The organism is Streptosporangium sp. LJ11 (assembly GCF_051918945.1).
Taxonomy (GTDB): Bacteria; Actinomycetota; Actinomycetes; order Streptosporangiales; family Streptosporangiaceae; genus Streptosporangium.
In genome coordinates, this window is record NZ_JBPXMB010000041.1 from 1 (window position 1) to 26,468 (window position 26,468).

Annotated in this window: 14 protein-coding genes; 7 read left to right on the forward strand and 7 right to left on the reverse strand. The window is 71.3% G+C overall.

The window, feature by feature from the left end:
• Positions 1–245: 245 nt before the first annotated feature.
• Positions 246–2,591, reverse strand: a complete 2,346-nt coding sequence (locus ACTOQ3_RS39450; protein WP_440088867.1) for a HelD family protein — start codon at positions 2,589–2,591, stop codon at positions 246–248.
• Positions 2,592–2,926: 335 nt separating this feature from the next.
• Between ACTOQ3_RS39450 and ACTOQ3_RS39455 the strand changes: the two genes are divergently transcribed.
• The 4 genes from ACTOQ3_RS39455 (at position 2,927) to ACTOQ3_RS39470 (ending at position 8,525) form a co-directional block, all read left to right on the forward strand.
• Entirely contained in the window at positions 2,927–3,403 is a 477-nt protein-coding gene (locus ACTOQ3_RS39455; protein WP_440088869.1) for a TipAS antibiotic-recognition domain-containing protein, read from the forward strand.
• Positions 3,404–3,526: 123 nt separating this feature from the next.
• Positions 3,527–4,147, forward strand: coding sequence for a GNAT family N-acetyltransferase (locus ACTOQ3_RS39460; protein WP_440088871.1), 621 nt, complete (start codon positions 3,527–3,529; stop codon positions 4,145–4,147).
• A 177-nt stretch (positions 4,148–4,324) separates the two neighbouring features.
• The gene (argG, locus tag ACTOQ3_RS39465) at positions 4,325–5,773 is read left to right on the forward strand and encodes an argininosuccinate synthase (RefSeq protein ID WP_440088872.1); all 1,449 of its coding nucleotides are present in this window, start codon (positions 4,325–4,327) and stop codon (positions 5,771–5,773) included.
• A gap of 436 nt (positions 5,774–6,209) precedes the next feature.
• Positions 6,210–8,525 carry an RICIN domain-containing protein gene (locus tag ACTOQ3_RS39470; RefSeq protein ID WP_440088874.1) on the forward strand — a complete coding sequence of 772 codons (2,316 nt, stop codon included), beginning with the start codon at positions 6,210–6,212 and terminating at the stop codon, positions 8,523–8,525.
• A gap of 104 nt (positions 8,526–8,629) precedes the next feature.
• On the opposite strand, the gene ACTOQ3_RS39475 is transcribed toward ACTOQ3_RS39470, so the two are convergent.
• The 4 genes from ACTOQ3_RS39475 to ACTOQ3_RS39490 all read right to left on the reverse strand — a co-directional run bounded on the left by ACTOQ3_RS39475 (position 8,630) and on the right by ACTOQ3_RS39490 (position 18,653).
• Positions 8,630–15,880 (reverse strand): RHS repeat-associated core domain-containing protein, encoded by a 7,251-nt coding sequence (locus ACTOQ3_RS39475; protein WP_440088875.1) that lies wholly within the window; start codon positions 15,878–15,880, stop codon positions 8,630–8,632.
• Positions 15,881–16,203: 323 nt separating this feature from the next.
• Complete coding sequence (locus ACTOQ3_RS39480; RefSeq protein ID WP_440088877.1) at positions 16,204–16,362, reverse strand: hypothetical protein; 159 nt, start codon at positions 16,360–16,362, stop codon at positions 16,204–16,206.
• Positions 16,359–17,456 (reverse strand): Gfo/Idh/MocA family protein, encoded by a 1,098-nt coding sequence (locus ACTOQ3_RS39485; protein WP_440088879.1) that lies wholly within the window; start codon positions 17,454–17,456, stop codon positions 16,359–16,361. The genes ACTOQ3_RS39480 and ACTOQ3_RS39485 overlap by 4 nt, the downstream gene beginning before the upstream one ends.
• Before the next feature lie 174 nt (positions 17,457–17,630).
• The gene (locus ACTOQ3_RS39490) at positions 17,631–18,653 is read right to left on the reverse strand and encodes a hydroxyacid dehydrogenase (protein WP_440088880.1); all 1,023 of its coding nucleotides are present in this window, start codon (positions 18,651–18,653) and stop codon (positions 17,631–17,633) included.
• A gap of 243 nt (positions 18,654–18,896) precedes the next feature.
• Here ACTOQ3_RS39490 and ACTOQ3_RS39495 point away from each other — a divergent pair, with 243 nt between their 5' ends.
• The 3 genes from ACTOQ3_RS39495 to ACTOQ3_RS39505 all read left to right on the forward strand — a co-directional run bounded on the left by ACTOQ3_RS39495 (position 18,897) and on the right by ACTOQ3_RS39505 (position 22,502).
• The gene (locus ACTOQ3_RS39495) at positions 18,897–19,883 is read left to right on the forward strand and encodes an ABC transporter permease (RefSeq protein ID WP_440088917.1); all 987 of its coding nucleotides are present in this window, start codon (positions 18,897–18,899) and stop codon (positions 19,881–19,883) included.
• A 2-nt stretch (positions 19,884–19,885) separates the two neighbouring features.
• Positions 19,886–20,767 carry a carbohydrate ABC transporter permease gene (locus tag ACTOQ3_RS39500; protein WP_440088882.1) on the forward strand — a complete coding sequence of 294 codons (882 nt, stop codon included), beginning with the start codon at positions 19,886–19,888 and terminating at the stop codon, positions 20,765–20,767.
• Between the two features lie 85 nt (positions 20,768–20,852).
• Positions 20,853–22,502, forward strand: coding sequence for an extracellular solute-binding protein (locus ACTOQ3_RS39505; RefSeq protein WP_440088884.1), 1,650 nt, complete (start codon positions 20,853–20,855; stop codon positions 22,500–22,502).
• Between the two features lie 127 nt (positions 22,503–22,629).
• Here ACTOQ3_RS39505 and ACTOQ3_RS39510 read toward each other — a convergent pair whose 3' ends face one another.
• Entirely contained in the window at positions 22,630–24,507 is a 1,878-nt protein-coding gene (locus ACTOQ3_RS39510; protein ID WP_440088885.1) for a DUF2264 domain-containing protein, read from the reverse strand.
• Positions 24,508–24,585: 78 nt separating this feature from the next.
• Positions 24,586–26,454, reverse strand: coding sequence for a hypothetical protein (locus ACTOQ3_RS39515; protein ID WP_440088887.1), 1,869 nt, complete (start codon positions 26,452–26,454; stop codon positions 24,586–24,588).
• Positions 26,455–26,468 lie beyond the last annotated feature (14 nt).

Consider the following 26,468-nt stretch of genomic DNA (forward strand, 5'->3'; position numbering starts at 1 on the left):
CGTTCACCTGGACCAAGACCGCCGACGAGATCCTCAAGTCCCTCGCCGACTACCTCGCCAAGATCAACCCACCCAGCCAGCCATCAAAGAAATATTTACCCTCTATATTTGTGGCGCATCACACTAGGTCTGGGACCGGGCCGGGTTCCGGGACCGGGCCGGCCCGGGAGCCGCGCTTGGAGAGTGCCCGCACGACAGGTCGCCGGCCGGGCCTTCTCCTCTTCTCCGAGGCGGCTTCGTCACCGTCACCGGGCGAGTCTGGCGAGCATGTCGGGTAGTTCCGCTTCGTGCACCACGGCAAGGCGCCTGGTGGCTCGGGTGATCGCCACGTAGAGATCGTGACCCCCCTTGGGCGACTGGGCGAGGATCTCGTCAGGGGCCACGACCACGACGGCGTCGAACTCCAGCCCCTTGGACTGGGTCACGGTGAGTACCACCACCGGCGTCTCGAGATCGACCTCGGCGAACCCGGTACGACGCGCGTCAGGAACGATGACGGCCAACCGCCCTTCGCCGATCGCGGCGAGCTCGGACTCCACGACGTCCGCGAACCCGAGTGACGTCCGGCGGACGGCGCGAGGCGGAGTCCCGCCGGTACGGACCGACCGCGGGGGGATCTGGTCAGGAGCCACGACGCTCAGGACGTCGGCGGCCACGTCCATGATCTCGGCCGGGGTCCGATAATTGATCATCAGTCGCTCCTCGCGCCAGCGGCCCTCGGCATAGGGTGCCAGCACCTCTTCCCAGGTGCGGGCGCCCGCCGCCGATCCCGTCTGGGCGATGTCGCCGACGACGGTCAGCGAGCGGGTCGGGATGCGCCGCATGACCGAACGCCAGGCCATCGCCGACAGCTCCTGGGCCTCGTCGAGGATCACGTGACCGTAGACCCACGTCCGGTCGGCGGCCGCGCGCTGGGCGGTGGTCAGCGCCGGGCCGCGGTCGTGGTGGCGTTCGGCCAGGGTGCCGACGTCCAGCAGGTCACCGAGCCGCGCCCCGGCCTCGTCCAGGATCTCGAAGTCGTCGTTGTAGGTCAGCACGTCCTGGGCGTAGGCCCGCTCGTCGCGCCGCTCGGCGGCGCCGGCCCGGTCCCGTTCCGGATCGCCGGTCAGGTCGGAGCCGAGCAGCTCGGCGGCCTCGTCGAGCAGCGGCACGTCGCCCACGGTCCACGGCGCGTCCGACGGACGCAGCAGCTCCCCGGCCTCACCGGCGTCCAGACCCGCCGAGAGCATCGCCTCCCAGTCGGCCAGCAACTCGCCGACCAGTCGCTCCGGGGTGAGGACCGGCCACAGCTCGTCCACCGCCCGCCGTACCGCCGGCTGCTCCCACAGCACCCGGCACGCCTCCCGCAGCGTCTCCTCCTCCTCGACCCGCATCTCCTCCTCGTCCGGCGGCAGCTCCAGCCACGAGTCGCCGTCGTCGGGCAGTACCACCCCCAGCTCCTCCTCATCCGTCAGCCACTCGTACTGCTCGGCCTCAGCGGTGGCCAGCGCCCGCAGCATGTCGAGGACGAACACGTGCCGGGCCTCGTTGTGCGGGCTGCGCAGCGCACGGGCGCGGTCGCGGGCGACGACACAGGTGCCGTGGTCCACGCGGAGCGTCGTCCAGTCGACCACGACCTCCTCGCCGCCGCGCACCGAGGTCCGAGCGGGGATCCTGACCTCGAGGTCCCCTTCGGGAACTCGCTGCCGATCCCGTACGGCTCTCGCCATCACCTCGGCCATCCGCAGGTCACCCTTGATCAGAGCCTGGGACGGGCCGTCCTCCGCCGTCGCCACGATGCCCGGATAGAGCCGTCCGAGCGTGGTCATCACCATGTCGCTCTCGCCGAGGGAGGGCAGCACCTGCTCGATGTAGCGGGAGAACAGGTCGTTGGGCCCGATGATCAGGACACCCCTGCGCTCCAGGACGTCCCTGTGCGTATAGAGCAGGTAGGCGGCCCGGTGCAGCGCGGCAACCGTCTTACCGGTGCCGGGACCGCCCTGGACCACGAGGATCCCGTGCAGGCCCGAGCGGATCACGCGGTCCTGCTCGGTCTGGATGGTGGCCACCACCTCGCTCATCCTGCCGGTCCTCGCCCGGCGCAGCGTCGCCAGGAGCGCCGCCTCCCCGACCAGCGACCGGCGGTCGGCGTCGCTCATCCGATCGAGGTCGAACACCTCGTCGTCGACGCCGATCACGGTCCGGTCGCGAGTGTGCAGGTGGCGGCGCCGTACCAGTGAACCCGGGTTGCCGGGCGTGGCGGTGTAGAACGGGCGGGCGGCGGGCGCCCGCCAGTCGATCAGGACCGGCTCGCCGTCGCCGTCGCGCAACCCGATCCTGCCGACGTAGAGGGTCTCACCGCCGGAGTCGTCGATCCTGCCGAAGCACAGGCCGTGCTCCACCCCGTTGAGCCTGGCGAGGCGCCTGGCGTACTCGCCGGAGAACACCTCCCGCTCGACCATGCCCCGGGCGGTGCCGGCCCCGGGACTCCGGTGCGCCTCCTTCAGAGAGGTCTCGGCCCGCTCACGCGCCTCGTCGAGGTGGCAGTACAGCATGGTGACGTAGGACTGCTCGGCCTCGATCTGGGGGCTTGACACTTGACGGCTCGACATTTCCTTGGTACGCTCCTCTTAGTTGGGGACGTGTTTTCTTTTTCATGTGAGAGCGCTAAGAAAACGAGTATAGACCGTCCCGTACGCCGACGCATCGATCTGACGCCGCCCGCCGTACAGCCACCGGCCTCGGGCCGCGAACCACCCCACCGGGCGCGCCGCCCACCCTGTCGGGCGATGACCGGCGGGATGATGGGGCGGCGCAGCCGTTCGCAGTGTCCCCCGTGGTCAGGGGCTCGGCCGACACACCCGGACCTCGCCCGTGCGACGACCCGGGGTCGCCGGTGTGCCACCGGTTTGACCCTCACGCGACGTCAGTCCGTACGGTCGGCGTCATGAGTGACAGGAAGATCAGGTCCCCGCTCAGCGACGAGGAGAAGCGCGAGGTCTGGGGCGAGTTCGCCGACCGGGAGGACGAGTACCTCGCCGAGGTGGAGCGGCGATGGGGGGACTCCGGCGCGTACGCGCAGTCCGCGAAGCGCGTCGCGGCCTACGGAAAGGACCAGTGGGAGCGGATCAACCGCGACAACGCGGCGATCGAGGCGCGGATCCGCGAGCTGATGGACGCCGGCGCGGCCCCGTCGAGCGAGGCGGCGATGGACGTGGCCGAGGCGCAGCGGCGGCACATCGCCCGCTGGTTCTACGACATGACGCACGAGTTCCACGTGCGAAAGAGCCACCTGTACGTGGAGGACCCGCGTTTCCGGGCGGGCATCGAGACGAACACCCGGCCGGGCGCGGCGGAGTGGCTGCGGGAGGCGATCGTGGCCAACGCCTCGCGCGCGGTCGGCGCGCCGCCCGAGGCCGGGTGACCGGCCCGTTCGGGGTGTGGGGCGTCCGGCGGTTCGCCTCCCCCGCCCGAGGCCGCGCGGCGACCTTCCCGGGGACCGGGGGTGTGGGCTGGCCAGGCCGGGAGCCGCGATAGCGTTCCCCGCGTGATTCAGAACGACGAAGCCGAAGGAACCGAACGGGCGGCGATCGAGGAGTCTCCCGGACGGCCGGGAGACTCCTTCCGCGTGACCTTGAGTCCGATCACCGGCGACGACCGGGAGGAGTTCCTCGGCCTGGTCCGCGCCAGCGCCGGCCTGCACCATCCGTGGATGTCCCTGCCCGGCACGGCCGAGGAGTTCCAGGCTCTCCTCACCCGCTATGCCCGGCCCGACGAGGAATGCCTGCTGGTCCGCCTGCGCGACACCGGGGCCATCGCCGGCGTGATCAACATCAACAACATCATCCGCGGACGCTTCCAGTGCGGAGCCCTCGCCTACGCGGCCTTCGCCCCCACCGCCGGCCAGGGCTACATGTCCGAAGGTCTCGAACTGGTGCTGAGACACGCCTTCGAAGACCTGCGGCTCCACCGCCTGGAAGCCCAGGTCCAGCCCGGCAACAAGGCATCCCTCAAGCTCCTCGAACGACACGGCTTCAGGAAGGAGGGCTACTCGCCCGAACTCCTGTTCATCGACGGCGCCTGGCGGGACCACGAACGATGGGCCATCACCGCGCGGATGACCGACACCCGGCCGACGCCTCCGCACCACACCCGGCCGGCCCACTGAACCGCCGCGGCCCCCGCCGCCCCGGCACCACCCGGCCACTTTCCGTCGAACAGGCGCCACTCCGTGTGATCCCGACACGCCCGTGAGCCCGGCGACGACGACCGCCAACGGGACCGGTCGCGGCATGAGCCACCCCCGCTTTGCATGACCATGCGCCGTAATGCATAATCTTGTTTCATGTCCAAGGTTCTCACCTCCCTGCCCATCGGCGAGCGGGTCGGCATCGCCTTCTCAGGCGGCCTCGACACCTCGGTCGCCGTCGCGTGGATGCGCGACAAGGGTGCCGTTCCGTGCACCTACACCGCCGACATCGGCCAGTACGACGAGCCCGACATCGCCTCGGTGCCCGGCCGCGCGCTGACGTACGGTGCCGAGATCGCGCGACTGGTCGACTGCCGCGCGGCGCTGGTCGAGGAGGGCCTGGCCGCGCTCACCTGCGGCGCGTTCCACATCCGCTCGGCAGGGCGCCCCTACTTCAACACCACGCCGCTCGGCCGTGCCGTCACGGGGACCCTGCTGGTCCGGACGATGATCGAGGACGACGTGCAGATCTGGGGCGACGGCTCGACGTTCAAGGGCAACGACATCGAACGGTTCTACCGGTACGGCCTGCTCGCCAATCCCCACCTGCGCATCTACAAGCCCTGGCTGGACGCGGACTTCGTGTCCGAGCTCGGCGGCCGCAAGGAGATGTCGGAGTGGCTGCTCGCCCACGGCCTGCCCTACCGCGACAGCACCGAGAAGGCCTACTCGACCGACGCCAACATCTGGGGCGCCACCCACGAGGCCAAGACCCTGGAGCACCTCGACACCGGCATCGAGACCGTGGACCCGATCATGGGCGTGCGGTTCTGGGATCCCGAGGTCGAGATCGCCGCCGAGATCGTGACCATCGGCTTCGAGCAGGGCCGCCCGGTGACGATCAACGGCAAGGAGTTCGCCACCCCGGTCGACCTGGTGATGGAGGCGAACACGATCGGCGGACGGCACGGCATGGGCATGTCGGACCAGATCGAGAACCGGGTGATCGAGGCCAAGAGCCGCGGCATCTACGAGGCGCCCGGGATGGCGTTGCTGCACGCGGCGTACGAGCGGCTGGTCAACGCGATCCACAACGAGGACACCCTGGCGAGCTACCACAACGAGGGACGGCGCCTCGGCCGGCTGATGTACGAGGGCCGCTGGCTCGACCCGCAGGCGCTGATGCTGCGCGAGTCGCTGCAGCGCTGGGTGGGCACGGCGATCACCGGCGAGGTGACGCTGCGGCTGCGGCGCGGTGAGGACTACTCGATCCTGGACACCTCGGGCCCTGCCTTCAGCTACCACCCGGACAAGCTGTCGATGGAGCGCACCGAGGACTCGGCGTTCGGCCCGGTGGACCGGATCGGCCAGCTCACCATGCGCAACCTCGACATCGCCGACTCGCGCGCCAAGCTCGAGCAGTACGCCGGCCTCGGCATGGTCGGCACCACCCACCCCGCGCTCATCGGCGCCGCCCAGGCGGCCTCGACCGGGCTGATCGGCGCGATGCCGCGGGGCGGCGCCGAGGCCATCGCCTCCCGCGGCGAGGTCTCCGGCGACGACGAGATGCTCGACCGCGCCGCGATGGAGTTCGGCACCGACTGACCGTGGAGATCTCTCTCGCGGTGGTGCCTGACCGCGCCGGCACCACCGCGACGGCGGGGAGGACCAGGAGAGGACCGGAGGAAGACCACCCGGCGCGCCGGCCACGGTCGCGGCGCTGAAACTTTCAGAACCCCGAGGTCCGCGGACGGGCCGCGGGGCCGGCGCCGCGGGCGGCGCCGGGACGCCGGGAAGACGCAGGTCGCGCGCGGCCGGCCTCCGGTGGGAGCAGACCGGGAAAGCCGCGCGGGACGCCGGCCCCGCGCGCCGGGCCCGCCGGGGATCCCGCCCGCGCTTGACCGCCCCGAGACCGCTGCCGACACTTGGCACACATTTGCCTTCATGCCTGTGAAGAGCCCGACATCCAGCGGAAATGTTAACGCTAACAGCAGCCGTCGCGCGTTCGTGGAGCATCGTCCGCAACGAGAGGCACCCCCCTGTGAACAGACTCGCAAGCCCTCCCCCGCGAGGCGTCCGCCGCCATGCCGGAGCCGTTCTCGCGGCAGCCGTCCTGGTCCTGCTCGCGGTGTGCCAGTCGCTCGTGGCCGCCGGACCGGCCGCCGCCGCGACGATCGACACCAACGCCTGGTACGTCCTGGTGAACCGGCACAGCGGCAAGGCCGTCGACGTCCTCGATCTCGCCACCGGCGACGGCGCCCCCATCGCCCAGTGGTCCCGCAACGACGGCGCCTGGCAGCAGTGGCAGTTCGTCGACTCCGGCGGCGGTTACTACCGGCTGCGCTCACGTCACAGCGGCAAGGTCCTCGACATCTACAACCACTCCACCGCCGACGGCGCCCAGGTCGTCCAGTACACCGACCTCAACGGCGGCAACCAGCAGTTCCGCGTCGTCGACACCGACGGCGGCCACATCAAGCTGATCAACCGCACCAGCGGCAAGGCCCTGGAGGTGTGGGAGCGGTCCACCGCCGACGGCGCCCGCGTGTCGCAGTACACCGACCTCAACGGCGCCAACCAGCAGTGGCAGCTCGTGAAGCTCGGCGGCACCGACCCGGTCCCCGGCGACGCCAAGCAGATGGAGGACCTGGACCGCGGCCTGATCAGCGTGCGCTCCGGCAGCGGCAACCTGGTGTCCTGGCGCCTGCTGGGCACCGAGTCCCGCGACACCACGTTCAACGTCTACCGGGGCGGCACCCTGGTCGCCGGTGTCACGAACTCCACCAACTACCTGGACTCCGGCGCCGCGGCCGACGCCTCGTACACGGTGCGCGCCGTGGCCGGCGGCAGCGAGCAGGCCGACTCGGGGACCGCGTTGCGCTTCGGCAACGGCTACCTGGACGTGCCGATCAGCCCGCCCAGCGGCAACCACACCGCCAGCGACGCGAGCACGGGCGACCTGGACGGGGACGGCAGGCTGGACCTGGTGCTCAAGTGGGAGCCCAACGACGCCAAGGACAACTCCCAGTCCGGGGTCACCAGCCCGGTCTACGTCGACGGGATCAGGCTCGACGGCACCCGGCTGTGGCGGATCAACCTGGGCCGCAACATCCGCGCCGGCGCCCACTACACCCAGTTCCAGGTGTACGACTACGACGGCGACGGCCGGGCCGAGGTGGCGATGAAGACCGCCGACGGCACGGTCGACGGCCGCGGCACCACCATCGGCAACGCGAGCGCCAACCACGTCAACTCCTCCGGCTACATCCTGGCCGGGCCGGAGTACCTGACGATGTTCAACGGCCAGACCGGCGCCGCGATGTCGACCGTCGGCTACGAGCCGCCGCGCGGCACCGTCTCCTCCTGGGGTGACAACTACGGCAACCGGGTGGACCGGTTCCTGGCGGGCACCGCCTACCTGGACGGCCAGCGGCCGAGCCTGATCATGGCACGCGGCTACTACACGCGGGCGGTCATCGTCGCCTGGGACTTCCGCAACGGCTCGCTGACCCGCCGCTGGACGTTCGACTCCAACTCCTCGGGCAACAGCGGCTACGCCGGCCAGGGCAACCACCAGCTGTCCATCGCCGACGTGGACGCCGACGGCAGGCAGGAGATCGTCTACGGCGCGGCCACGATCGACGACAACGGCGCCGGCATGTACCGCACCGGCTTCGGGCACGGCGACGCGCTGCACGTCGGCGACCTGATCCCGGGCCGGTCTGGCCTGGAGGTGTTCACCATCCACGAGGCGGGCAACCAGCCCGCGGCCGACGTGCACGACGCCCGCACCGGGCAGGTCGTCTGGCAGCGGCCGAACAACGGCGGCGCGGAGGGACCCGGCCGCGGCGTGGCCGCCGACATCTACGCCGGCAGCCCGGGAGCGGAGTTCTGGGGCGCGGGGACCAACATGGGCAACCTGTACAACTCCTCCGGGGCCTCGGTCGGCCGCAACCCCTCCTCGGCCAACTTCCTGGCCTGGTGGGACGGCGACCCGGTGCGCGAGCTGCTGGACCAGACCCGGATCGACAAGTACGGCACCGGCGGGGAGACCCGGCTGCTGACCGCCTCCGGGGTGCACTCCAACAACGGCACCAAGGCCACCCCGTCCCTGTCGGGCGACATCCTCGGCGACTGGCGCGAGGAGGTCATCTGGCCCACCACCGACAACCGGGCCCTGCGGATCTACTCCACGCCGACCGCGACCACCACGAAGATCCACACGCTGCTGCACGACCCGCAGTACCGGGTGGCCCTGGCCTGGCAGAACACCGCCTACAACCAGCCGCCCCACCCGAGCTTCTTCATCGGCGACGGCATGGCCACCCCGCCCCAGCCGAAGATCTACCTGCCCTGATCCCTCGCGCACGGTCCCCGGCACCCCCCGGTGCCGGGGACCGTGCGCGAGGGCCACGGAAATGCCGAGGGCCCTCCCCCACCGCCCTCACCGGTCGTCAAGGATCACTTCGGGTCCTTCCACCCGGAGAGGATGTCGGTGGCCTCCCCCTTCCCCGAGCCGCCGTCCCGGTTCGCGGCGTCGATCAGGCGGCCGAAGTCCTTGCGCGACATGAGCTCGTCCGGAGTGGTGGTCACCCGCTTCCCGGTCTCCGGATGGGACGGGCCGGCGCACTCGGCGTGCTCCGGGGTGCACATGCCGTACGCGCCCATCTGGTCCAGGGGCCCGTCCCAGGCCTTGCGCCTGGCGTCCTCCGCCCTGGCCCGCAACATCACCCCGTAGGCGATCAGGCCTCTCGCCGCGTCCTTCGCGCCGTCGTCGTCGTGGTCCATCGCGTTGGCCGCCACCATCCCGGGGGCCTCGTAGGTGAGGCCGTCCGCGCTGGTGTAGGTGGTGACGTCGGCGCCGGTCAGCAACCCCCCGGTGCCGAAGATGCCGACCTCGGCCTTGACCTGCCAGGTGCCGCCGCTCTCCGCGTCCGGGATGGCGGGTCCGTACACGGTCACCAGCATGGCCTCGGCGGAGTTCCCGTCGGCGACGGAGGTCTCCAGGTGGCCGACGTCCAGTTGCGCGGAGGTGCCCCAGGTCCGGCGGCCCGCGGAGATCTCGGCGTTGGTGGCGTTGACCTCGACGTGCATGAGGGTGCCGACGCCACCGCCGTTGTAGTGGGTCTGTCTGGCGAAGGTGGAACCGTTCACCGGCCGGTCCTCCAGGCCGTCCGGGTCGACCAGGCCGACCGGGTTGTTGCGGGTGTAGGTGTAGAGGTTCGCCCGCCGCGGGTCCGCGGTGTCCGGTGTGAAGCGGTACTTCGGGTCGGTGGAGGTCCACTGCAGGGCCAGCGGGTCGTAGTAGCGGTATCCGTAGTAGTGCAGCCCCGCGGTGGCGTCGCGGTCCTTTCCGTTGAACTCCCGGGAGTACTTCCCCGCCGGGGTGCCCGCGGCGAGCGTCTCGGTGAGCAGCTCGCCGAAGGCACCGTAGGAGGCGGTCCGCAGCACCGGGGCCTGGCCGGTGGCGTCGGGCGCCGCGCCGAGGGTGAGGACCTGGTGGCCCTGCACCGAGCCGACGTGGTGCTCGACGGTGCCGGTGGCGTGGTCGCCGTCGACGCGGGCCACGGCGTCGCCGCCGATCCGCACGAGGTGGCGGTACTCGGCGGCCGCGCCGGGCCGGTAGCGGGCCTCCAGGTCGCCGAACCAGCGGCGGACCTCGGCGAGGGTGCCGTCGGCGTCGTGCCGGACCGCGGCGATCCGGGTGTTGCCGTCGTAGAAGAAGGTCTCCTTCTCCCCGTCCGGCCGGGTCACCCTGCGCAGCCGGTAGCCGTCCCAGCGCTGGCCGACCACGGTGCCGTCGGGCAGCGCGCGGGTGAGCGTGTTGCCCGCCTCGTCGTAGGCGTAAACGGCCAGGTCGGTCCCGTCGGCCCTGCGCAGCGCGACCAGCCGCTGCGGGTCGCCGCCCGCCCGCGGGTCCTGGTAGACGTGGGTGACGTCACGGGCCACCGGCCGGGCCGCACCGGTCGCGGAGACGTCGGCCGCCGCCATCCGGCCGCCCGGGGTGTACCGGAAGGTGCCCCGGTAGCCGGTGCCGCCGGACTGCGCGGCGCCGGTGAGCTGGTGGCGGTGATCGTAGCTGTAGGTGGTGGTGCGGACCGGCTCGCCGGTGCCGCCGAGCTGCTCGGCGATCTCCTCGACCTCGCCGTTGTCGTGGTAGCCCAGCGTCTGCCGGTACCGCTGGGTGCCGCCGGCCTTGCCCATGACCTGCAGCGAGGTGGCGCGGCCGAATCTGTCGTGGCCGTGGAACACGACCGGGCGGGCGAACCCGGCGGTGGCGTCCTGGTTGGTGGACCTGACGGTGACCAGGCCGAGCCGGTTGCGGAAGGACTGGATCGTCATGCTCCTGCCGCCGACGGTGAACCGCGCCTCGGAGGGCACGCCGTCGTGGTCGTAGCCGGTGTGCACCGACGGCCCCTCGTAGGTGACCGTTCCGTGCGCCAGCACCGCGGAGTACGTGCCGCGCTCCTCGTTGCCGGCCGCGTCCCGCTGGTGGTCGACCGCCAGGTCGTCCGCCGTGACCAGTCCGGACAGCGCCGGCACGATCTGCCGGGCGCCGGCCAGGTGGCCGTACGGGGTGTAGCGGTTGACCACGGTGACCGACGGCGAGCCGGTGTACGACAACCGGCCGACCTGGTTCGCGGCCTGGACGGCGGGGAGCGAGGAGTGCGCCCGGTCGTAGCCGTACTCCTTCGGGCCGAGCTTGAACTCCTCCCGCTCCGCGGCGGTCAGGTCGCGCACCGCCGGGATCTCCTTGACGACCCGGTTCAGGTCGTCGTACTCGGTGGTGTGGGTGTAGGCCGCGGCCTGCGCGCCGGCCGGCAGCGGCTCGGTGATCGACGTCATGTTGCCGTTGGCGTCGTAGCCGTACGACCAGGTGCGGCCCGCGCTGGTGATCGACCGGCGGTTGCCGGAGTGGTCGTGCACCAGCGTGGTGGTCACGCCGTCGGAGTCCGACACCGAGGCCGTGCGGCCCGCGCCGTCGTAGGCGTGGAAGGTGGTGGCCCAGAGCGGGAGGTTCTCGCCGTCGGAGTCGCGGGTGCCACGCCGCTCGTCGATCGTGGAGACCTGCCCGGCCGCGTCCCGCCGGGTGATCGTCTGGGACGGCGGCGAGCCGTCGGCGGTCTGCTGCGACACGGTGTGCGCGAGCCCGTCGTAGGTGTGCAGTTCGAAGACCTGCGACCCCGACCCGGTCTCCTGGACCCTGACCGGCCGGTCCAGCGCGTCGTAGGTCGTGCGCACGCCCACCGAGCCGGACTCGCCGTCGCCGCGCGGCACGAACACCTGGTACGCCCGGCCCGCGGCGTCGTAGTCGTAGCTCGTCGTGAAGTCCTGCTGGGTCCGCTGCCGCACGACGCTGCGGAGGGTGCGGCCCAGGCCGTCGAGCTCCGTCGTCGTGCTGCTGAACAGGCCGTCCCCGACCAGTTCCCGCGTCACGCGCGACACCGGCGCGCCACCGGCGGGCGCGTCGTCGTAGGTGGCGCGGGCCACCTCGACGCCGGTCGCCCCGCCCGCGCCGGCGGCGTGCCGCAGGGTCTGCAGCGGCCGGCCGAACCCGTCGATCCTGACGACGGTGCGCTCCCGGAACTCGGCGTCGCCGAACGCGCACGCGGTCGCCGGGTCCGGCTCGCCGCCGGCGTCCGGCCCGTCCGGGCAGACGTAGTCCGGGCCCGCCACGTCGAGCGCGACCCCGGTGCCGAGGTCCACGACGGACGTCGTCACGTGGCCGGCCGGGTTGGTCGTACGGACCACGTGCACGCCGTGGGCGTCGTAGGCGTACTCGGTGAACCCGGCCGCGTCGTTGGTGTTGCCGTACCTGGCGACCTGCGCCGGCTGCCACGTCCGGTACGGCAGGCCGCGGTGGGCGCCGTCGCCGCCGTGGTACTGGTACCGGGTGGTCCGGTCGGGCACGCCCGCCATGGCGTCGTCCACCGTGACGTTCTTCGGGTAGTGGAAGTCGCCGTCGTGGTAGGAGGTGCGGGTCACCCCGAGCGGGGTGGTCACACCGTCGAGCACGCGCTCCTCGACGGTGGTGTCCGGCGCCACCCGGTACACCGCGCTCGTCCAGGCCACCTTGTGGGACGGCGAGGCGCGCCGGATCTCCTGCCTGCCCTGCCCGTCGACGAAGCGGGTCTCGACCTTGCTCGGCAGGTCCGCGACGAACGTCCCGCCGACGCTGTTCCCCGCCCAGCCGGTCTCGACGACCAGCGACGGCGCCGACGCGACGCACGCGTCCGCGGTTTGCCCGAGGGCCCCGGTGCAGGTACGGGTGGTCGTCGCCCTCGGCAGCACCACCCGCGGCGAGAAGCCCGCCACCATGCCGGGCGCGCGCAGCCAGAGTTCCCGCACGTGGTAGGTCTCGTCCACCACCCGCATCACGCCCGTCTGGCCGGCCGGGTCGAACGCCGGGGCCGCGGTGAACGCCGTGTCGCCGCGGACCGTCGCGGTGCGCCGGGGCAGCCCGCGGTGGTCCTGGTCGAAGGCGTACAGCCGGACCGTGGTCAGGTCGTCGCCGGCGTCACCCGGGTCGCCGGCCCGCAGCGTCCGCACCTCGGCGAACCCGCGGAACCGGGACTGCCCGTACGGGCCGGGCGTGAAGGCGGGCAGCCGGAAGTGGTGCCGGGTGGTCATCTCCGGCTCGCCCTGCCCGGGACGCACGGTGACCCGCGTGGCCGTCCACTTGCCGGCGACCGGGTCGTAGCCGTACGACACCAGGGACGTGGCACCGTAGCCGTTGCTCACCGTGCGCAGCAGCCGCGCCGGGGCGTTGTGGTTCTCGCCGGTGTCCAGGATCGCCTTGGCGTACCGTACCGTCACCGAGCCGTCGCCGTCGCCGTCCTCGACCAGGTCCAGCAGGCCGTCGGCGTTCACGTCGGCCGCCTTGTGCGCGTAGGTGTGCAGGTAGTCGGCGCGGTCCACGAACTGGTTCCGCATGGCCCCGCCGGTGACCCGGCCGCCGAGCCGGTCGGCGAGGGCGGCGTCCACGCCGGTGGCCCTCACCCAGGCGGCGCCGCCGCCCAGGTACAGCTTGGCCGCGGTGCCGGCGTTGTGGAACAGCGCGTCCGGCACGCCGTCGTAGTCCAGGTCCACCAGCCGGGTCCTCACGTACCGGGTGCTCGCGGTCGGGTAACCCTGCCAGTCGTGGGAGTCCTCCACCAGCCGGAACGACTCCAGCCGCCTGGTGTCGGCCGCGCCCTCGCTGAACATCGCCTGGCCGCCGCCGGCCGCGGTGCCGAAGCCGAACCCGGTGTTGTAGGTCACCCGGGTGCCGCCGTCTCGCACCTCGATCCGGTCGGGCAGCCCGTCGGCGTTGACGTCCGGCTCGACGCCGCCCCGCATGTAGCCGGTGTAGGTCTCCAGGCAGCCGGGGCAGCCGGAGCCCTCGGCCCGGTCCCTGCCCGGCGCGAAGTCGGCGTTCTGCGCCCCGTCCGGCAACTTGATCGGGTCGCCGAAACCACCGCCCTTCGTGCCGGGCAGCACGTAGCCGCTGTCCACCGCGAAGTCGCCGTAGCCGTCGCCGGTGATGTCGGTCAGCGTGCCGAGGACCTGCTTCGGGCCTTCGAGGGAGGCGTACGGCGCGTGGAAGGCGCCCACGAACCCCGGTTCGGGCACCGTGACGATCCGCTCGTTCAGCCGGGTGTCGGTGGTCCGGCCCGCCGGGACCTTCGCCGGGGTCGCCTCGAAGCCGGTGCCGGTGTTGCGGTACACGTACCAGTACGCCTGGCGCGCCGTCACCTGGACGGGGTCGATCGACGAGTTCGGGATGCGGAATTTGAACTCGGTCCGCCAGTGCGGGTCCGCGGGCACGCCGTCCCGCTCCGGGTCGTCCCAGAGCGGCGCGGGCACGCCGTGCGTGCTCGCGTACGGGCAGTGCACCGAGGCGATCGGCTGGGAGACCAGATCGGGGCGGCGGTCGCCGTCCACGTCGTAGAAGCCGTGCCGCACCTGCTGCATGGAGCCCCAGCCGGCGCGCGCCCCCCAGTTCGCCACCGTGTGACACGGTTTGGACGCGTCGCCCTGCCAGCCCGCCGAGGTGGAGCTGAACGAGCGGTTCAGCGAGCACAGCAGCTCGCCCACCCCGCTGTCGCCCGCGCCCGCGCTCACCGGCACGTCCGCCATGGCCTTGGCCAGGCTGAACGACGCGAAGAGGGCGTCGTTCCTGGCGAAGCCCGCGTCGCCCCGGTTCACGTACACCTCGACGTGGCAGCCGCCGGTGAACGGGCCGTCCGTGCTTGCCCGCGACAGGTTCATGTCGCCGGACTCGCCCGAACGCCTCAGCAGGTCCACCCGGCCGTCACCGTTGATGTCCAGCCACATCCGGGTGACGCTCTCCCCGGACGCCTGCGCCGCCGACGCCTGCCAGGACAGGTGGTAGGAACTCGGCAGGTTCGCCGTGCCGTCGCCCGGCACCGCGCAGAACCTCGCGTCGCAGGACCGGAAGCCCGACGTGGGCGCGAACAGCCCGGCCGTGTCGCCGAACTGGTCGACCGTGTTGGTGTCGACCGACTCCGGCATCCTCAGGTTCGCCACCGTCACCGCGGGCTGGTAGTGCTCCTCCCTGGTGTACGCGGCCGCCTTGCCGTACGTGAACCGGGTGGCGGGCAGCACCGTCGTGCCGCCCGTCCCCGAGCCGATGTTCGGCGAGTACGCGGTCTGCTGGACGCTCGCCAGCTCGCGGAACGGCGCGGCCGTCCCCGCCGCGCAGTCGTCGGTGCCCGAGTAGCCGAGCTGGTACTGGCGCACGTGGAAGAACCCGGTGCCGTTCAGGTTCTTGCGCTGCGTGATGATCCGGTCCAGCTTGCGGGTGCCGGACAGCAGTCCCGTCCCGTACCGGTAGTCGAGCCTGCTGCCGACCGGCAGCAGGTCCGAGGTGTCCGGATTGCCGCAGAAGACCGGGTCCAGGTGGTCGAACACCACCCGGGCGTACGGCTGGTCGCCGCCGGCCTGGGACGAGCCGGGCGACCAGTAGTCGATGCTCGACAGCAGGAACTCCCGCGGGTGCCCGGCCGCGGGCGCGGCCGTGGTGCGCCCCACCACGGTGTAGTTGTACCTGAGCTGATGGCCGGTGTGGTCGGTCTCGCTGACCAGCGGCGCGTACCCGTACGGGTGCTGGCTCTTCACCCCGAACCGCTGCACCGTGCCGTCGCCGCGGAACGCCTTCCACCAGTACGGCTCGGAGGCGACCTCGCCGAGATATTCGAACCGGGTGTAGCCGGTGTCGTTGAGCGCCCTGTACCCCACCCCGCCGGGCGAGACCGGCAGGCTCTGGTCCGGCACCATCGGGCTGCCGTCCGGTCCGGCGAAGTTGCGCGGATCGGCCGTGCCGCCGCCGTCCGGCCGCTCCGGGCGGAACGTCCCGGCCTCCGGGTCCACCGTGACCGCCCGCACCGGCAGGCTCCACCCCGCGGCCACCCCGCCGTGCACCGGCGCCGACGACGCGTACCGCAACGCCACCGCCGGGCTCTGCCCCCGCCGTCCCGGCGGGACCTCGATCGGGTACGAGTACGTGAAGTCACCGTCCGGGGCGGTCTGCCCGGATCCCCCCGCCTGCGCCGTCGCCTCCGGCGCCTTGTTCGCCCCCGCCATCAGGGCGGCCGCGTTTCCCGGCCGCCGCGCGTCCGCGCGCGCGGGCGCGCTCGTCACCAGCCCGCCCGCCAGTACGGCCACCGCGGCGACCACCGCGACCGGACCCCCGGCCCGTCTTCGTAACACGTGGAACTCCTTGGACAAGAAGAGGAGGGCCTGCCGTCAGGACAGCACCCTCATGTCCACAGAAGTTTGTTCTACGACGCCCGCGACCAGGAGGCAGCAATACGCACAGCGAGCGCGTATTACTGCACATTCCCCTTCCCGTCGAAGCCCGCGCCGCCGAACCCGTCGCCGGCCCGCCACGGGCCACGGTTCCCCGGCACGCGGTCAGCGCGCGCGAACACCTGACGGGCCTGCTTCGGACCGTCCCGGAAGTTGTGCTCGCCCCCATGCGGAAGCGGCCAGGCGGTGCCCTTGTGCCAGACGTGGTCGGGCGGCCGGAACAGCTACGTCGTCACGCCGCCGAGGGTGCGGATCGGATGGACGCAGGGCTTGGGCGACTCCGGCACGGGGGTGCGGGGCCGGTGGACGCAGGTGAACGGCTCGACGTCACCGGCGCCGACGGTGACCGACCGGTCGAGCGCGCGGCAGGCCTGGAGGGTCACGTGGTCCTCCCCTTCCAGGGAGCGCCGGTCCCGTCCATGCGCAGCGCGAACGGGCTGTCGGGGGTGACCTGTCCGGCGCGTACGCGCTCGCCGGTGAAGGCGGAGGCGTACAGGGCGGCGATGAACTCCATGGTCCGCCTGGCGTCCTGGCTGGTCACCGGGGGTGCCTGGCCCTGGTCCAGGGCGTCGAGCACGGCGGCGAACCAGTCCCGGTGACCGCTTCGCGCACCGCCGCCTCCGCCGTCCCACAGGGGGGTCACGTCCTCGTGGCCGGGGGCGGGGGTGAGGGTCCAGTCGTCGTCGGTGTAGCCGTAGAGGTGTTCCACCTCGACGGTGGCGCGCTCGTAGTCGAACCGCAGCGCGCTGGTCTGGCGCGGCGAGAGCACCGAGTTGACCACGGTGGCGAGCGCGCCGTCCTCGAACGTGACGATCGCCATCGACACGTCCTCGGTGTCGACGGAGCGGGCCCGGCGGGCGGCGACGGCGGTGACCTCGGCCCACGGGCCGAGCACCGACAGCAGCAGGTCGAACTGGTGGATGCCGTGCCCCATGGTCGGCCCGCCGCCCTCCGACTCCCAGGCCCCGCGCCAGGGCACCGCGTAGTAGGCCTCGTCGCGGTACCACCGGGTCTCGCAGGTCGCCAGCAGCGCCCGTCCCAGCGCGCCGTCCTCGGCCAGGCGGCGCAGCCGCAGCGCGCCCGCGCCGAAGCGGTGCTGCAGGACGGTCGCCACGTGTGCCGTCGAGCGGCGCTCGGCCTCGGCCAGGGCGTCGAACTCGGCCAGCGAGAGCGTGGCCGGCTTCTCCACCAGAGCCGTCACGCCCGCCTCCAGGCACTCCAGTGCCAGCGGCGCGTGCAGTGCCGGCGGGGTGCACAGGTGCACCAGGTCCACCTCGTGCTCGCGCAGCAGTTCGGTCAGACCGCCGTGGGCCGCCGGGACGTTCCAGGCGCCGGCGAAATCCCTGGCCCGGCCGAGGTCCACGTCGGCCACGGCTACGAGCGAGGCCCGGCCGTCCGCACCGGTGACGGCACGGGCATGGGCGTCGGCGATCGCACCGGTACCGACGATCGCGGCCCGGTGGTTGCGTTCGGACATGAGTTCCTTCACTAGGGGGTCAGGCACCGTCGATCTCGGCCTGCGGTTCCTTGGCGAACGACGCGGCCGCCCGGTACGGCGTCACCTTCCGCCCACTCGGCGCTTTCGCCGCCGCTCCGGGTCGGCTCGCCCTCGGCCATGAGCTCAGCACCGTACAGGCACTCGGCGGGATCGTCACGCGATGTATGGAAGCTGCTCCGGCTGCACCCGTCCCAGCAGCGGTGTGCCATTGAGGAACCGGCTCACCTCGGCCACGGCGAACTCGCCGAGACGCCGCATCTCACGGCCCTGCGCCCCCGCCAGGTGCGGGGTGATCAGGACGTTGGGCAGGCCGAAGAGGGGGTGCCCGGGCGGCAGCGGCTCGGGGTCGGTGACATCGAGGACGGCGGAGATCCGGCCGGTGGCGCAGAGCCGGGTCAGTGCCTCGGTGTCGATCAGGGCTCCGCGAGCGGTGTTGATGACGGTCGCTCCGTCGGGCAGGAGGTCCAGCCTGCGGCCGTCGAGCATGTGGCGGGTTTCCGGGAGAGCGGGGGCGTGCACGGTGACGAGGTTGCTGCGGCGGCAGAGGTCGTCCACGTCGACCGCCTCGGCACCGAGGCGGGAGGCTTCGGTGGCGGTCAGGTACGGGTCGTAGAGCAGGACCTCGACGTCGAACTCCCGCAGCCGCCGCAGCCGCCGCAGCACGAGACGGCCCACCCGGGAGGCTCCGATCACGCCCACGGTGCAGCCGTGCAGGCCGGTGCCGTCGCCGGAGAGCCAGTCCACGGGCCCGCCCTCGACGGCGGTGGCGTAGCGCCTGGCGCGGCCGAACACCTGCTTGGCGCCCAGGACGAGCATGGCCATGGTGTAGTCGGCGACGGGGACGGCATTGGCCTCCGCGGCGGTGGACACGAGGAGCCCGCGCTCGAACACGACGGGGTCGACGGAGGTCTTGACGGTGCCGGCGGCGTGCACGAGGGCACGCAGCCGCGGCGCGGCCTCCAGCACGGTGGCGTCGATGCGCGGGCACCCCCATCCGGTGAGCAGGATGTCCGCGCGCGCCAGGACCGCGGCGGCGGACGGCCCTTCGAACGAGGTGAACGTCATCGCCGGATCGATGTCGACCAGGTGTCGCAGTCGAGTGACGAGGTCGGCCGGGAAGACTCCGCCGAACGCCCAGGGGGCGATGGCGAAAGCCGCGACGGGTCGCCGTGGCACGGAGTGGACTCCTATCGGTAGATCGGCGGGGAGAACGAATGTAAACGGTTCCACAAACAGAGCAACCTTACGCTCCGGATGCACTGCCCACAACGGTTCGCTACGAGGATAACCACTGCAGAAACGTGGAGATTTGCCATGCTCCGGGGAGTCGCCGAGCTATTGACGCGATTATGTAAACGTTTTATGTTGATGAACATTCTGTTTCGACTCGGTACCGCACGAAGGGCGTTGGACGTGAGCATGACGCGGGTCCGCGGCGACGCTGGTGGCACCAGCCCACCCATTGAGAAGGCACCGGCCTCGTCCCCCGCCGACGGCTCCCCCGCCGGTCGCCTGCGGCGCGTCCGGGCCGACCGCGTGCTGCTGGTCATCGCGGTACCGGGCCTGGTGTACTTCCTGTTCTTCCACTACGGCGCACTGTTCGGCAACGTCCTGGCCTTCAAGAACTACATCCCGTTCCTCGGTGCCTCGGGCAGCGAGTGGGTGGGCCTGGCGCACTTCGAGCGCATGTTCGGCGATCCGGCGTTCTGGAACGCGGTGGAGAACACGCTGATCATCGCCGCGCTGCAGCTGGTGTTCTTCTTCCCCGCCCCGCTGGCCCTGGCGCTGCTGCTGAACAGCCTGGTGGGCGACACCGTCCGGCGGTTCGTGCAGAGCGTGATCTACCTGCCGCACTTCCTGTCGTGGGTGATCGTCATCGCGCTCTTCCAGCAGATGCTGGGCGGCGCGGGCGTGGTCAACGGCTGGCTGTCGAACCTGGGCGCGGGCATCTCGATCATCGGCAACCCCGACGCCTACGGGCCGCTGGTGATCGCGCAGCTCATCTGGAAGGAGTGCGGCTGGGCCACGATCATCTTCCTGGCGGCGCTGTCTCAGGTCGACGAGCAGCAGTACGAGGCGGCGGCGCTGGACGGCGCCGGCTGGGGACGGCGGCTGTGGCACGTCACGCTGCCCGCGATCAGGCCCGTCATCGTGCTGCTGCTGGTGCTGCGGCTGGGCGAGTTCCTGTCGATCGGGTTCGAGCAGTTCTTCCTGCAGCGCCAGTCGGTGGGACCGGAGACCGGCGAGGTGCTGGAGACGTTCGTCTACTTCACCGGCTTCGCGGGCGGCGACTTCGGTTACGCCGCCGCGGTCGGGCTGTTCAAGGGCCTGATCGGCGTGGTGCTCATCTACACCGCTAACAAGGTGGCACACCGGCTGGGCGAGCAGGGGGTTTACAAGGCATGAGCGTGACAGCCGCACCCGCCTGGAAGGGCCGCCCCGGCCCGGCCGTGCGCGCCGCCAAGGCCGTGGCGCTGACCGTGGTGGTCTCGTTGGTGGTCTTTCCGCTGTGGACGGTCCTGGCCACCAGCCTGGCCAGTCCGCAGAACGTCATCGAGAACGGCGGCTGGGTGATCTGGCCGACTGAGTTCTCCCTGGACGCCTACGCCGACATCCTGGAAGGCGGGATCATCACCCGCGCGCTGCTGGTCAGCACGGGCGTCACCCTGGTGGGCACGGCGCTGAGCCTGGCGTGCACCATCGGCCTTGCCTACACGCTGAGCAGGCCGCGGGTCTACGGCGGCAAGCCGATGCTGCTGCTGGTGCTGTTCACGTTCCTGTTCCCGCCGGGAATGGTGCCGCTGTTCCTGGTGGTGCAGGGCGCCGGGCTGTTCGACCAGTACGCCGCGCTGGTCCTGCCCTTCCTGATCAACGTGTTCAACCTGGTCGTGATGCGCGGCTTCTTCCAGGCCATCCCGCAGGAACTGCTCGACGCCGCGCGGATGGACGGCGCCGGTGAGCTGGCGATCCTGCGCAAGGTCGTCCTTCCGCTGTCCAAGGCGGTCATCGCGGTGATCGGCCTGTTCTACGCGGTCGCGTACTGGAACCGCTTCTTCGAGGCCATCATCTACTTCAACGACCAGACCAAGTGGCCGATCGGCACCGTCCTGCGGCAGTACGTCACCGGAGGAGCCTCCCTGTCCGAGAGCGCGGGCGAGCTGGCGGCCACCTCACCGCAGTCGGTCCAGATGGCCGTCGTCATGCTCGCGACGCTGCCCATCGTGTGCGTGTACCCGTTCCTGCAGCGCTACTTCGCCAAGGGCGTCCTGACCGGCGCGCTGAAAGCCTGACCGGCATTCTGGCCGGTGCCCCGAAGGCTCGAACCCCCATGAGAAACACTCCTTTCGGCGCGATGCCGAGAGAGGAACCCTTGCCATGGATCACCGCATCGACCGCCGTTCCCTGCTGCGCCTGGCCGGCACCGGCGCGCTCGGACTGGCCGCCACGCCCCTGCTGTCCGCGTGCGCTGGCCAGAGCCCGTCAGGAGGCGGAGGCGTCTCCAACGCGGGCAAGAGCCTGGCCCCCTGGCCGGCCTACGTGCCGTTCACCGGACCCGCGCCGGACCTTCCCGGCGACGCCTCCGGCGTGCAGCCGCTCTACTTGAAGTACCCGGAAAAGCTCGTACGGTCGGTGAACGACACCGTCGGCGACGGCTCCGAGGTCAGGGCCATGGTCGTGTCGTTCGGCGCCCCGCCGAAGCCGGTCGGCCGGAACGAGTACTGGCAGGCGCTCAACAAGGCGCTCAACGTCAATCTGAACGTCACCGTCGTGCCCGACCCGGAGTACGCGCAGAAGATGGCCACGCTGATGGCCGCCGGCGACGACCTGCCGGACATCATCATGTTCAACAACCTGGCGCTTCCGCACGCGGCCGAGTTCATCCAGGCCCGCTGCGCCGACCTGTCGGAGTTCGTCGGCGGGGACGCGGTCAAGCAGTTCCCGAACCTCGCCAACCTCCCGACCTACGCCTGGCAGGGCATGGGCAGGATCGGCGGCAGAATCTACGGGGTCCCGCTGGAGCGGCCGAAGCCGGCCAACAGCCTGTTCGTCAACCGCTCGGCCATGGACGCGGCCGGCGTTCCCAAGGACTGGACGACCGAGCAGTACCTGGACGCCATGAAGGAGCTGACCGGCGACCGCAAGTGGGGCGTGGGCTGGTTCAAGACGCTGTTCGGCGGCCTGGGCGGGATCACCTACCACGCCGGCTCGCTGGGCGCGCCCAACACCTGGTCGGCGTCGGGCGGCACGTTCTCGCACACCGTCACCACACCGCAGTTCGAGCAGGCCTTGGAGATCATGCGCAAGCTGGCCGAGGCCAAGACGCACTACCCCGACAGCCTCACCGTCAGCTCCACCGACATGCAGAGCTACTTCCACAACGGCACGGTCGCCTCGATCAACGACGGCTTCGGATCGGTGAACCTGGGCTTCATAACGAAGATCAACGACCGGTTCGACCTCGACCTCGGGCGGCCGTACGGGGAGAGCCCCACACCCTGGCAGAGCCCCGGCATGTTCGGCTACGTCGCCTTCAAGAAGGCCTCCCCCGAGCGGATCAAGCTGCTGCTGCGCATCTGCGACTACCTCAGCGCGCCGTTCGGAACCAGCGAGTACGAGCTGGCCAACTACGGCGTCGAGGGCAGGCACTTCACCAAGGACGCCGACGGCATCAAGACCACCGAGCTGTACACCCAGGAGAACAACACCCTCCTGCCCGTCAAGTTCCTCGGCGCACCCCCCTCCGTCCTCTACCTGCCGGGCTATTCCGACGTGGCCAAGTCCGTGTACGAGTGGCAGAAGGCGACCCTGCCCGACAGCGTCCGCAACCCCGCCGTCGGCCTGCGCTCGGCCGTCGAGGCGAGCAAGGGCGCCCAGCTCGGCCAGATCCTCGGGGACGGGATCACCGCTGTCACGTTCGGGCGCAAGCCGCTGTCGGCGTGGAAGGACGTCGTCACCCAGTGGCGGCAGGCGGGCGGCGACCAGGTCGCCGCGGAGCTGGCCAAGGAGCACGCGGCCAACCAGTAGACCGGGAGCGCACCGCGAATCGGCTGGCCGACCCCTCCCGGGGCGTTCGGGGCAATCCTCTCCCCTGCCGGTTCCCCGGCACGTCGCCGTCCGCACCCGCGTGGCCGCGAAGGTCCCGGACACCACCTCAGGCGCGGGGCCCCGGCCGTTCGCAGGTGGGAACGCCGTCCAGACGCACGGTCACCGTCTCTGCGCCGGGCAACGTCAGGACGACCAGGTCGCCCCGCACCCGCACGTCCGGTGCGGGCGGCCGCTGTCGCGTCACCGCCAGGTGCACGAGGCTGACGTAGACCGCGGTGCCGCCGGGGTGGGCGTCGGCGACGGCGTACGGCGTGATCGAGTACTCGCCGAAGGCGTTGGTACCCTGCCCCGTCACCATGCCTGTTCCCGTGTAGCCGTGCAGGGCGTACACGGCGCTGCTCAACCCGTCCGGGCGCCGGGCCAGTGCCACCCCTTCCCCCACGCTCGGCTCCGGGGGAACCACCGCGGCCAGGGCGTGGCCGCCGTCTCGGACCCGGTATCCGGCGGGGGCCGTGACCCGGTGAATCCTGATCTCCGCCGGGCCGTCGACGACCGAGGCCGTCACCACGTGGACCGGGCCGTCCTGGTAGGCGGAGGCGGCGAACCGGTCGGAGACGGCCAGGGGCTGGATGCGCCGCCTGAGGGAAGGCGTCCCGTCGGGCGCGATGACGGCCAGGTGGTTGTCCACCCCCTGCGCCTTCTCCCCCAGCTCGGGGCCGGTGTGACTGGTGTAGGCGAACTTCAGGTAGTGCGGGTCGGGCGGCCCGTCCGGGTCCTGGACGCGGTCACGGTCGCTGCCGTGGTTGACGAGCCGCACGACGCCGTCCGCCCGGGTGGCGTGCAGCAGCCAGCCGGGCGCGGGCATGGCCACCGTCTGGTCGGCCAGGTCGACGGGCGCGGCCTCCTCGGCGTCCGTCCAGACCGGGTGCTCGGGCGGCAGCAGCAGGCCGAGGAAGGCCTTACTGGCCCAGTAGGGTGACGCCGGCCCCGAGTAGTCCTGCGCGATGGGCGGGAACGGGTCGTACCAGCCCAGGGTGAGCAGGCCGCGCTCGTCGGGCGCGCCGCGCTCGGCGAAGTGGCTCAGGACGCCGCTGGCGATGCGCCGGGTGCGGCCGGGCGGAAGGGGCGAGGCGCCGGTCAGCGCTCCCAGCCACAGCGGCGCGACCGTCGCGAACCGGTAGGTCAGCGAGCGCCCCTGGTTCACCGGCCCGCCGTCGGCGGCGAAGAAGTGCTGGTACTGGCCCAGGAAGCGGTGAAGCCGCGCCGCGTAGAGTTCCTGGCGGGCGGTGTCGCCGGCCATCCTCGCCCACAGCGACGGGTACAGGTGCATCGCCCAGCCGCAGTAGTAGTCGAAGTTCTTGCCCCTGCCGTCGGAGTACCAGCCGTCGCCGGCGTACCACTCCTCGATCCGTTCCAGCCCGCCGGTGATCTCCGCCGGTTCGTGCGGCCCGCCCACTTCGGCCAGGAACTGCTCGACGACCACCTGGAACAGCACCCAGTTGTTGTCCGGTGTACGCCGCCCGGCGAATCCGGCCAGCCAGGCCACCACCCGCTCCTGCTCGGCCGGCGACAGCCGGTCGAACAGCCACGGCCGGGTCTCGTGCAGCGCCAGCGCCACCGAGGCCGCCTCGACGAGCTGCTGGGACATGTCGGTCAGTGCGGGCCAGGCGTACGGGTGGGCCGGGTCGGTCCCGGCCGTCAGGCCACCGGCGTAGCGCTCCAGCAGCGCGGGCGGCACCGCGCCGCCCGCTCCGGCGATCCTGAAGGCGGCGAGCAGGAACGTGCGGGCGAAGCCCTCCAGCCCGTCGCTCACCGGCCCCGACCGGCTCGCCCTGCCGGGCAGGCGGAACTGGGCGAAGCCCTCCGTCGCGTACGGCACCACGGAGGCCAGCAGGCGATCGGCAGCGGCCTCCCAGTGCGCCCGGGTCCAGCCGGTGTGGCCGGACAGTTCTTCGTCGGACGATGAGAGGCCGCGTATTGACATAAAACGGATACTACTGTTTTTACATGCGTTTTATCAGAGGTATTCCGGCTATCACAGTAAGCGTTTTAACTTTGGTGTCTAGCCGCCCGCGTAGCTGATGCTCGGCCTGGGCGGCGTGGTCATGCCGTTGCCGAGGAAGTAGTCGAGGTGGTGGGACTGCATGTAGCCCTTGAGGGTCATCGCGTTGCGGTAGGCGGGGTTGTGCGCCAGCGTGTACAGCCGGGTGCCGGTGGGCCGGTTGGTAGTGAAGATGATGAGCTCGTTGTGGCTCGCGTTGGTGTAGACGACCTCTTCCCGCCAGTCGCCGAGAAGGTCGCCGACCAGGGTGGGGTTCACGCCCTGGGCCGCGCTGACCGCACCGTACTGTGAGATGTTCAGCAGCCGGGGGACCCGGTTGGTGGCGGTGGGGTTGTTCGGGTCCCACTTTTCGAACTTGCCGTCGTTGAGCAGTTCCATGGTGAGGTCGCCGTCCCACCACAGGCCCATCTGCGGCCAGGGCCGCAGCGAGGTGTTCGGTTCGGCGAGCCGGTTGGCGGGCGCGTTGTACAGGCCGGAGAAGGACCAGACCTCCATGCCGGGATGGCGGGGGTCGATGTCACCGGCCATGCCGCGCCCGACGTCGGCGGTGCCGGACTCCACGTGCCGCCAGATGATGCTGCCGTTTCGGGCGTCGTAGTAGTACTCGCGCAGGCCGCTGGGGTTGACCTGCTGCACGCCGTAACCCTGCAGGCCCGGACGGGAGGGGTCCATCTTCGCGATGTGGAAGCGGTCGCCGTGCACGACGCCCGCGGGCCCCAGCGAGTAGCGCAGGGTGCCGTCGCCGTTGAGCACGAACCCGATCTCGGCGACCTCGTCCCTGCCGTCACCGTCGACGTCGATGATGCGGGTGTTGTGCCCGTCAGGGGCGTTCTGGTTGCCACGCAGCCATTTCCACTGCTGGGTCAGGGTGCTGCCGTCGAACCTCCAGGCGGCCATCATGAGGTTGAAGGCCCCGCTGCCGATCCGGTTCTTCATGAAGGCCACCAGGCTCGGCGTGGTGCCGTCGAGGTAGCCCACCCCGAAGCGCGCGTACATCGGGCCGTCGGACAGATAGTCGGTCGGCACCGGGGCCGTGGCCCGGGCCGCTCCGGTCTGGCCGTCGAGAATGGCGATGAACTGGCGGTTGTCGTCGCTGTTGGTGAACCTCGTCCCGTTGCCGAAGGTCACGCCGTTGGCGATGCGCACGGCGACCTCGGCCCGGCCGTCACTGTCGAGATCCTGGACGGTGACCCCGTCGTTGTGGCCGACGTCGATCGTGGACGACCCGCCCTCGATGTTGTTCTGGTTGGTGCTGTTGGGCCCCATGTCGACCTGCCACAGGAAGCGCCCGTCGCTGCGGTAGGCCTCGATCTTCTGGGGGGAGGTCTGTCGGTCGAGCACGTAGTCGTACTCGCCGTCGCCGTCGAGATCACCGGCCCAGACGAACTTCACCGCACCGCCGGCGCGCAGCGGCACGCGGACCACCGGCTCGGTGGCGTGGTTGGCGGTCAATGTGAACGCCGCGCTGGGCGCCTGCTCCGTACCGCCGGTCACCGGCCGCACCTGGTAGCTGTTGGACCGCGTCAGGTCGGCCGTGGAGTCGACGTAGTTGGTGCCGCCGGTCAACACGCCGGAGTTGAGCTTGACGTACGAGCCGCCGGCGGTGGAACGGTAGACGTTGAAACCGATGCCGTCCGGGTCCAGTCCCAGCAACCGCCAGCTGACTAGGACGTCTCTGCTGCTGGAGCGCACGGCCACCACGCCACGACCCAGATTCTCCATCGGACGGACGGGAGCGAGCGCCGAGGCGCCGGTCGAGGCGGTGGTCGCGGAGGTGGGACCGGCGACCAGCGCCGTCGTGGCCATCACGATCGCCGAGGCGATGACGGCCGGCCGGCGAGCGGCTCGCCATCGACGCATGACACGCATGAAGATCTCCTTCA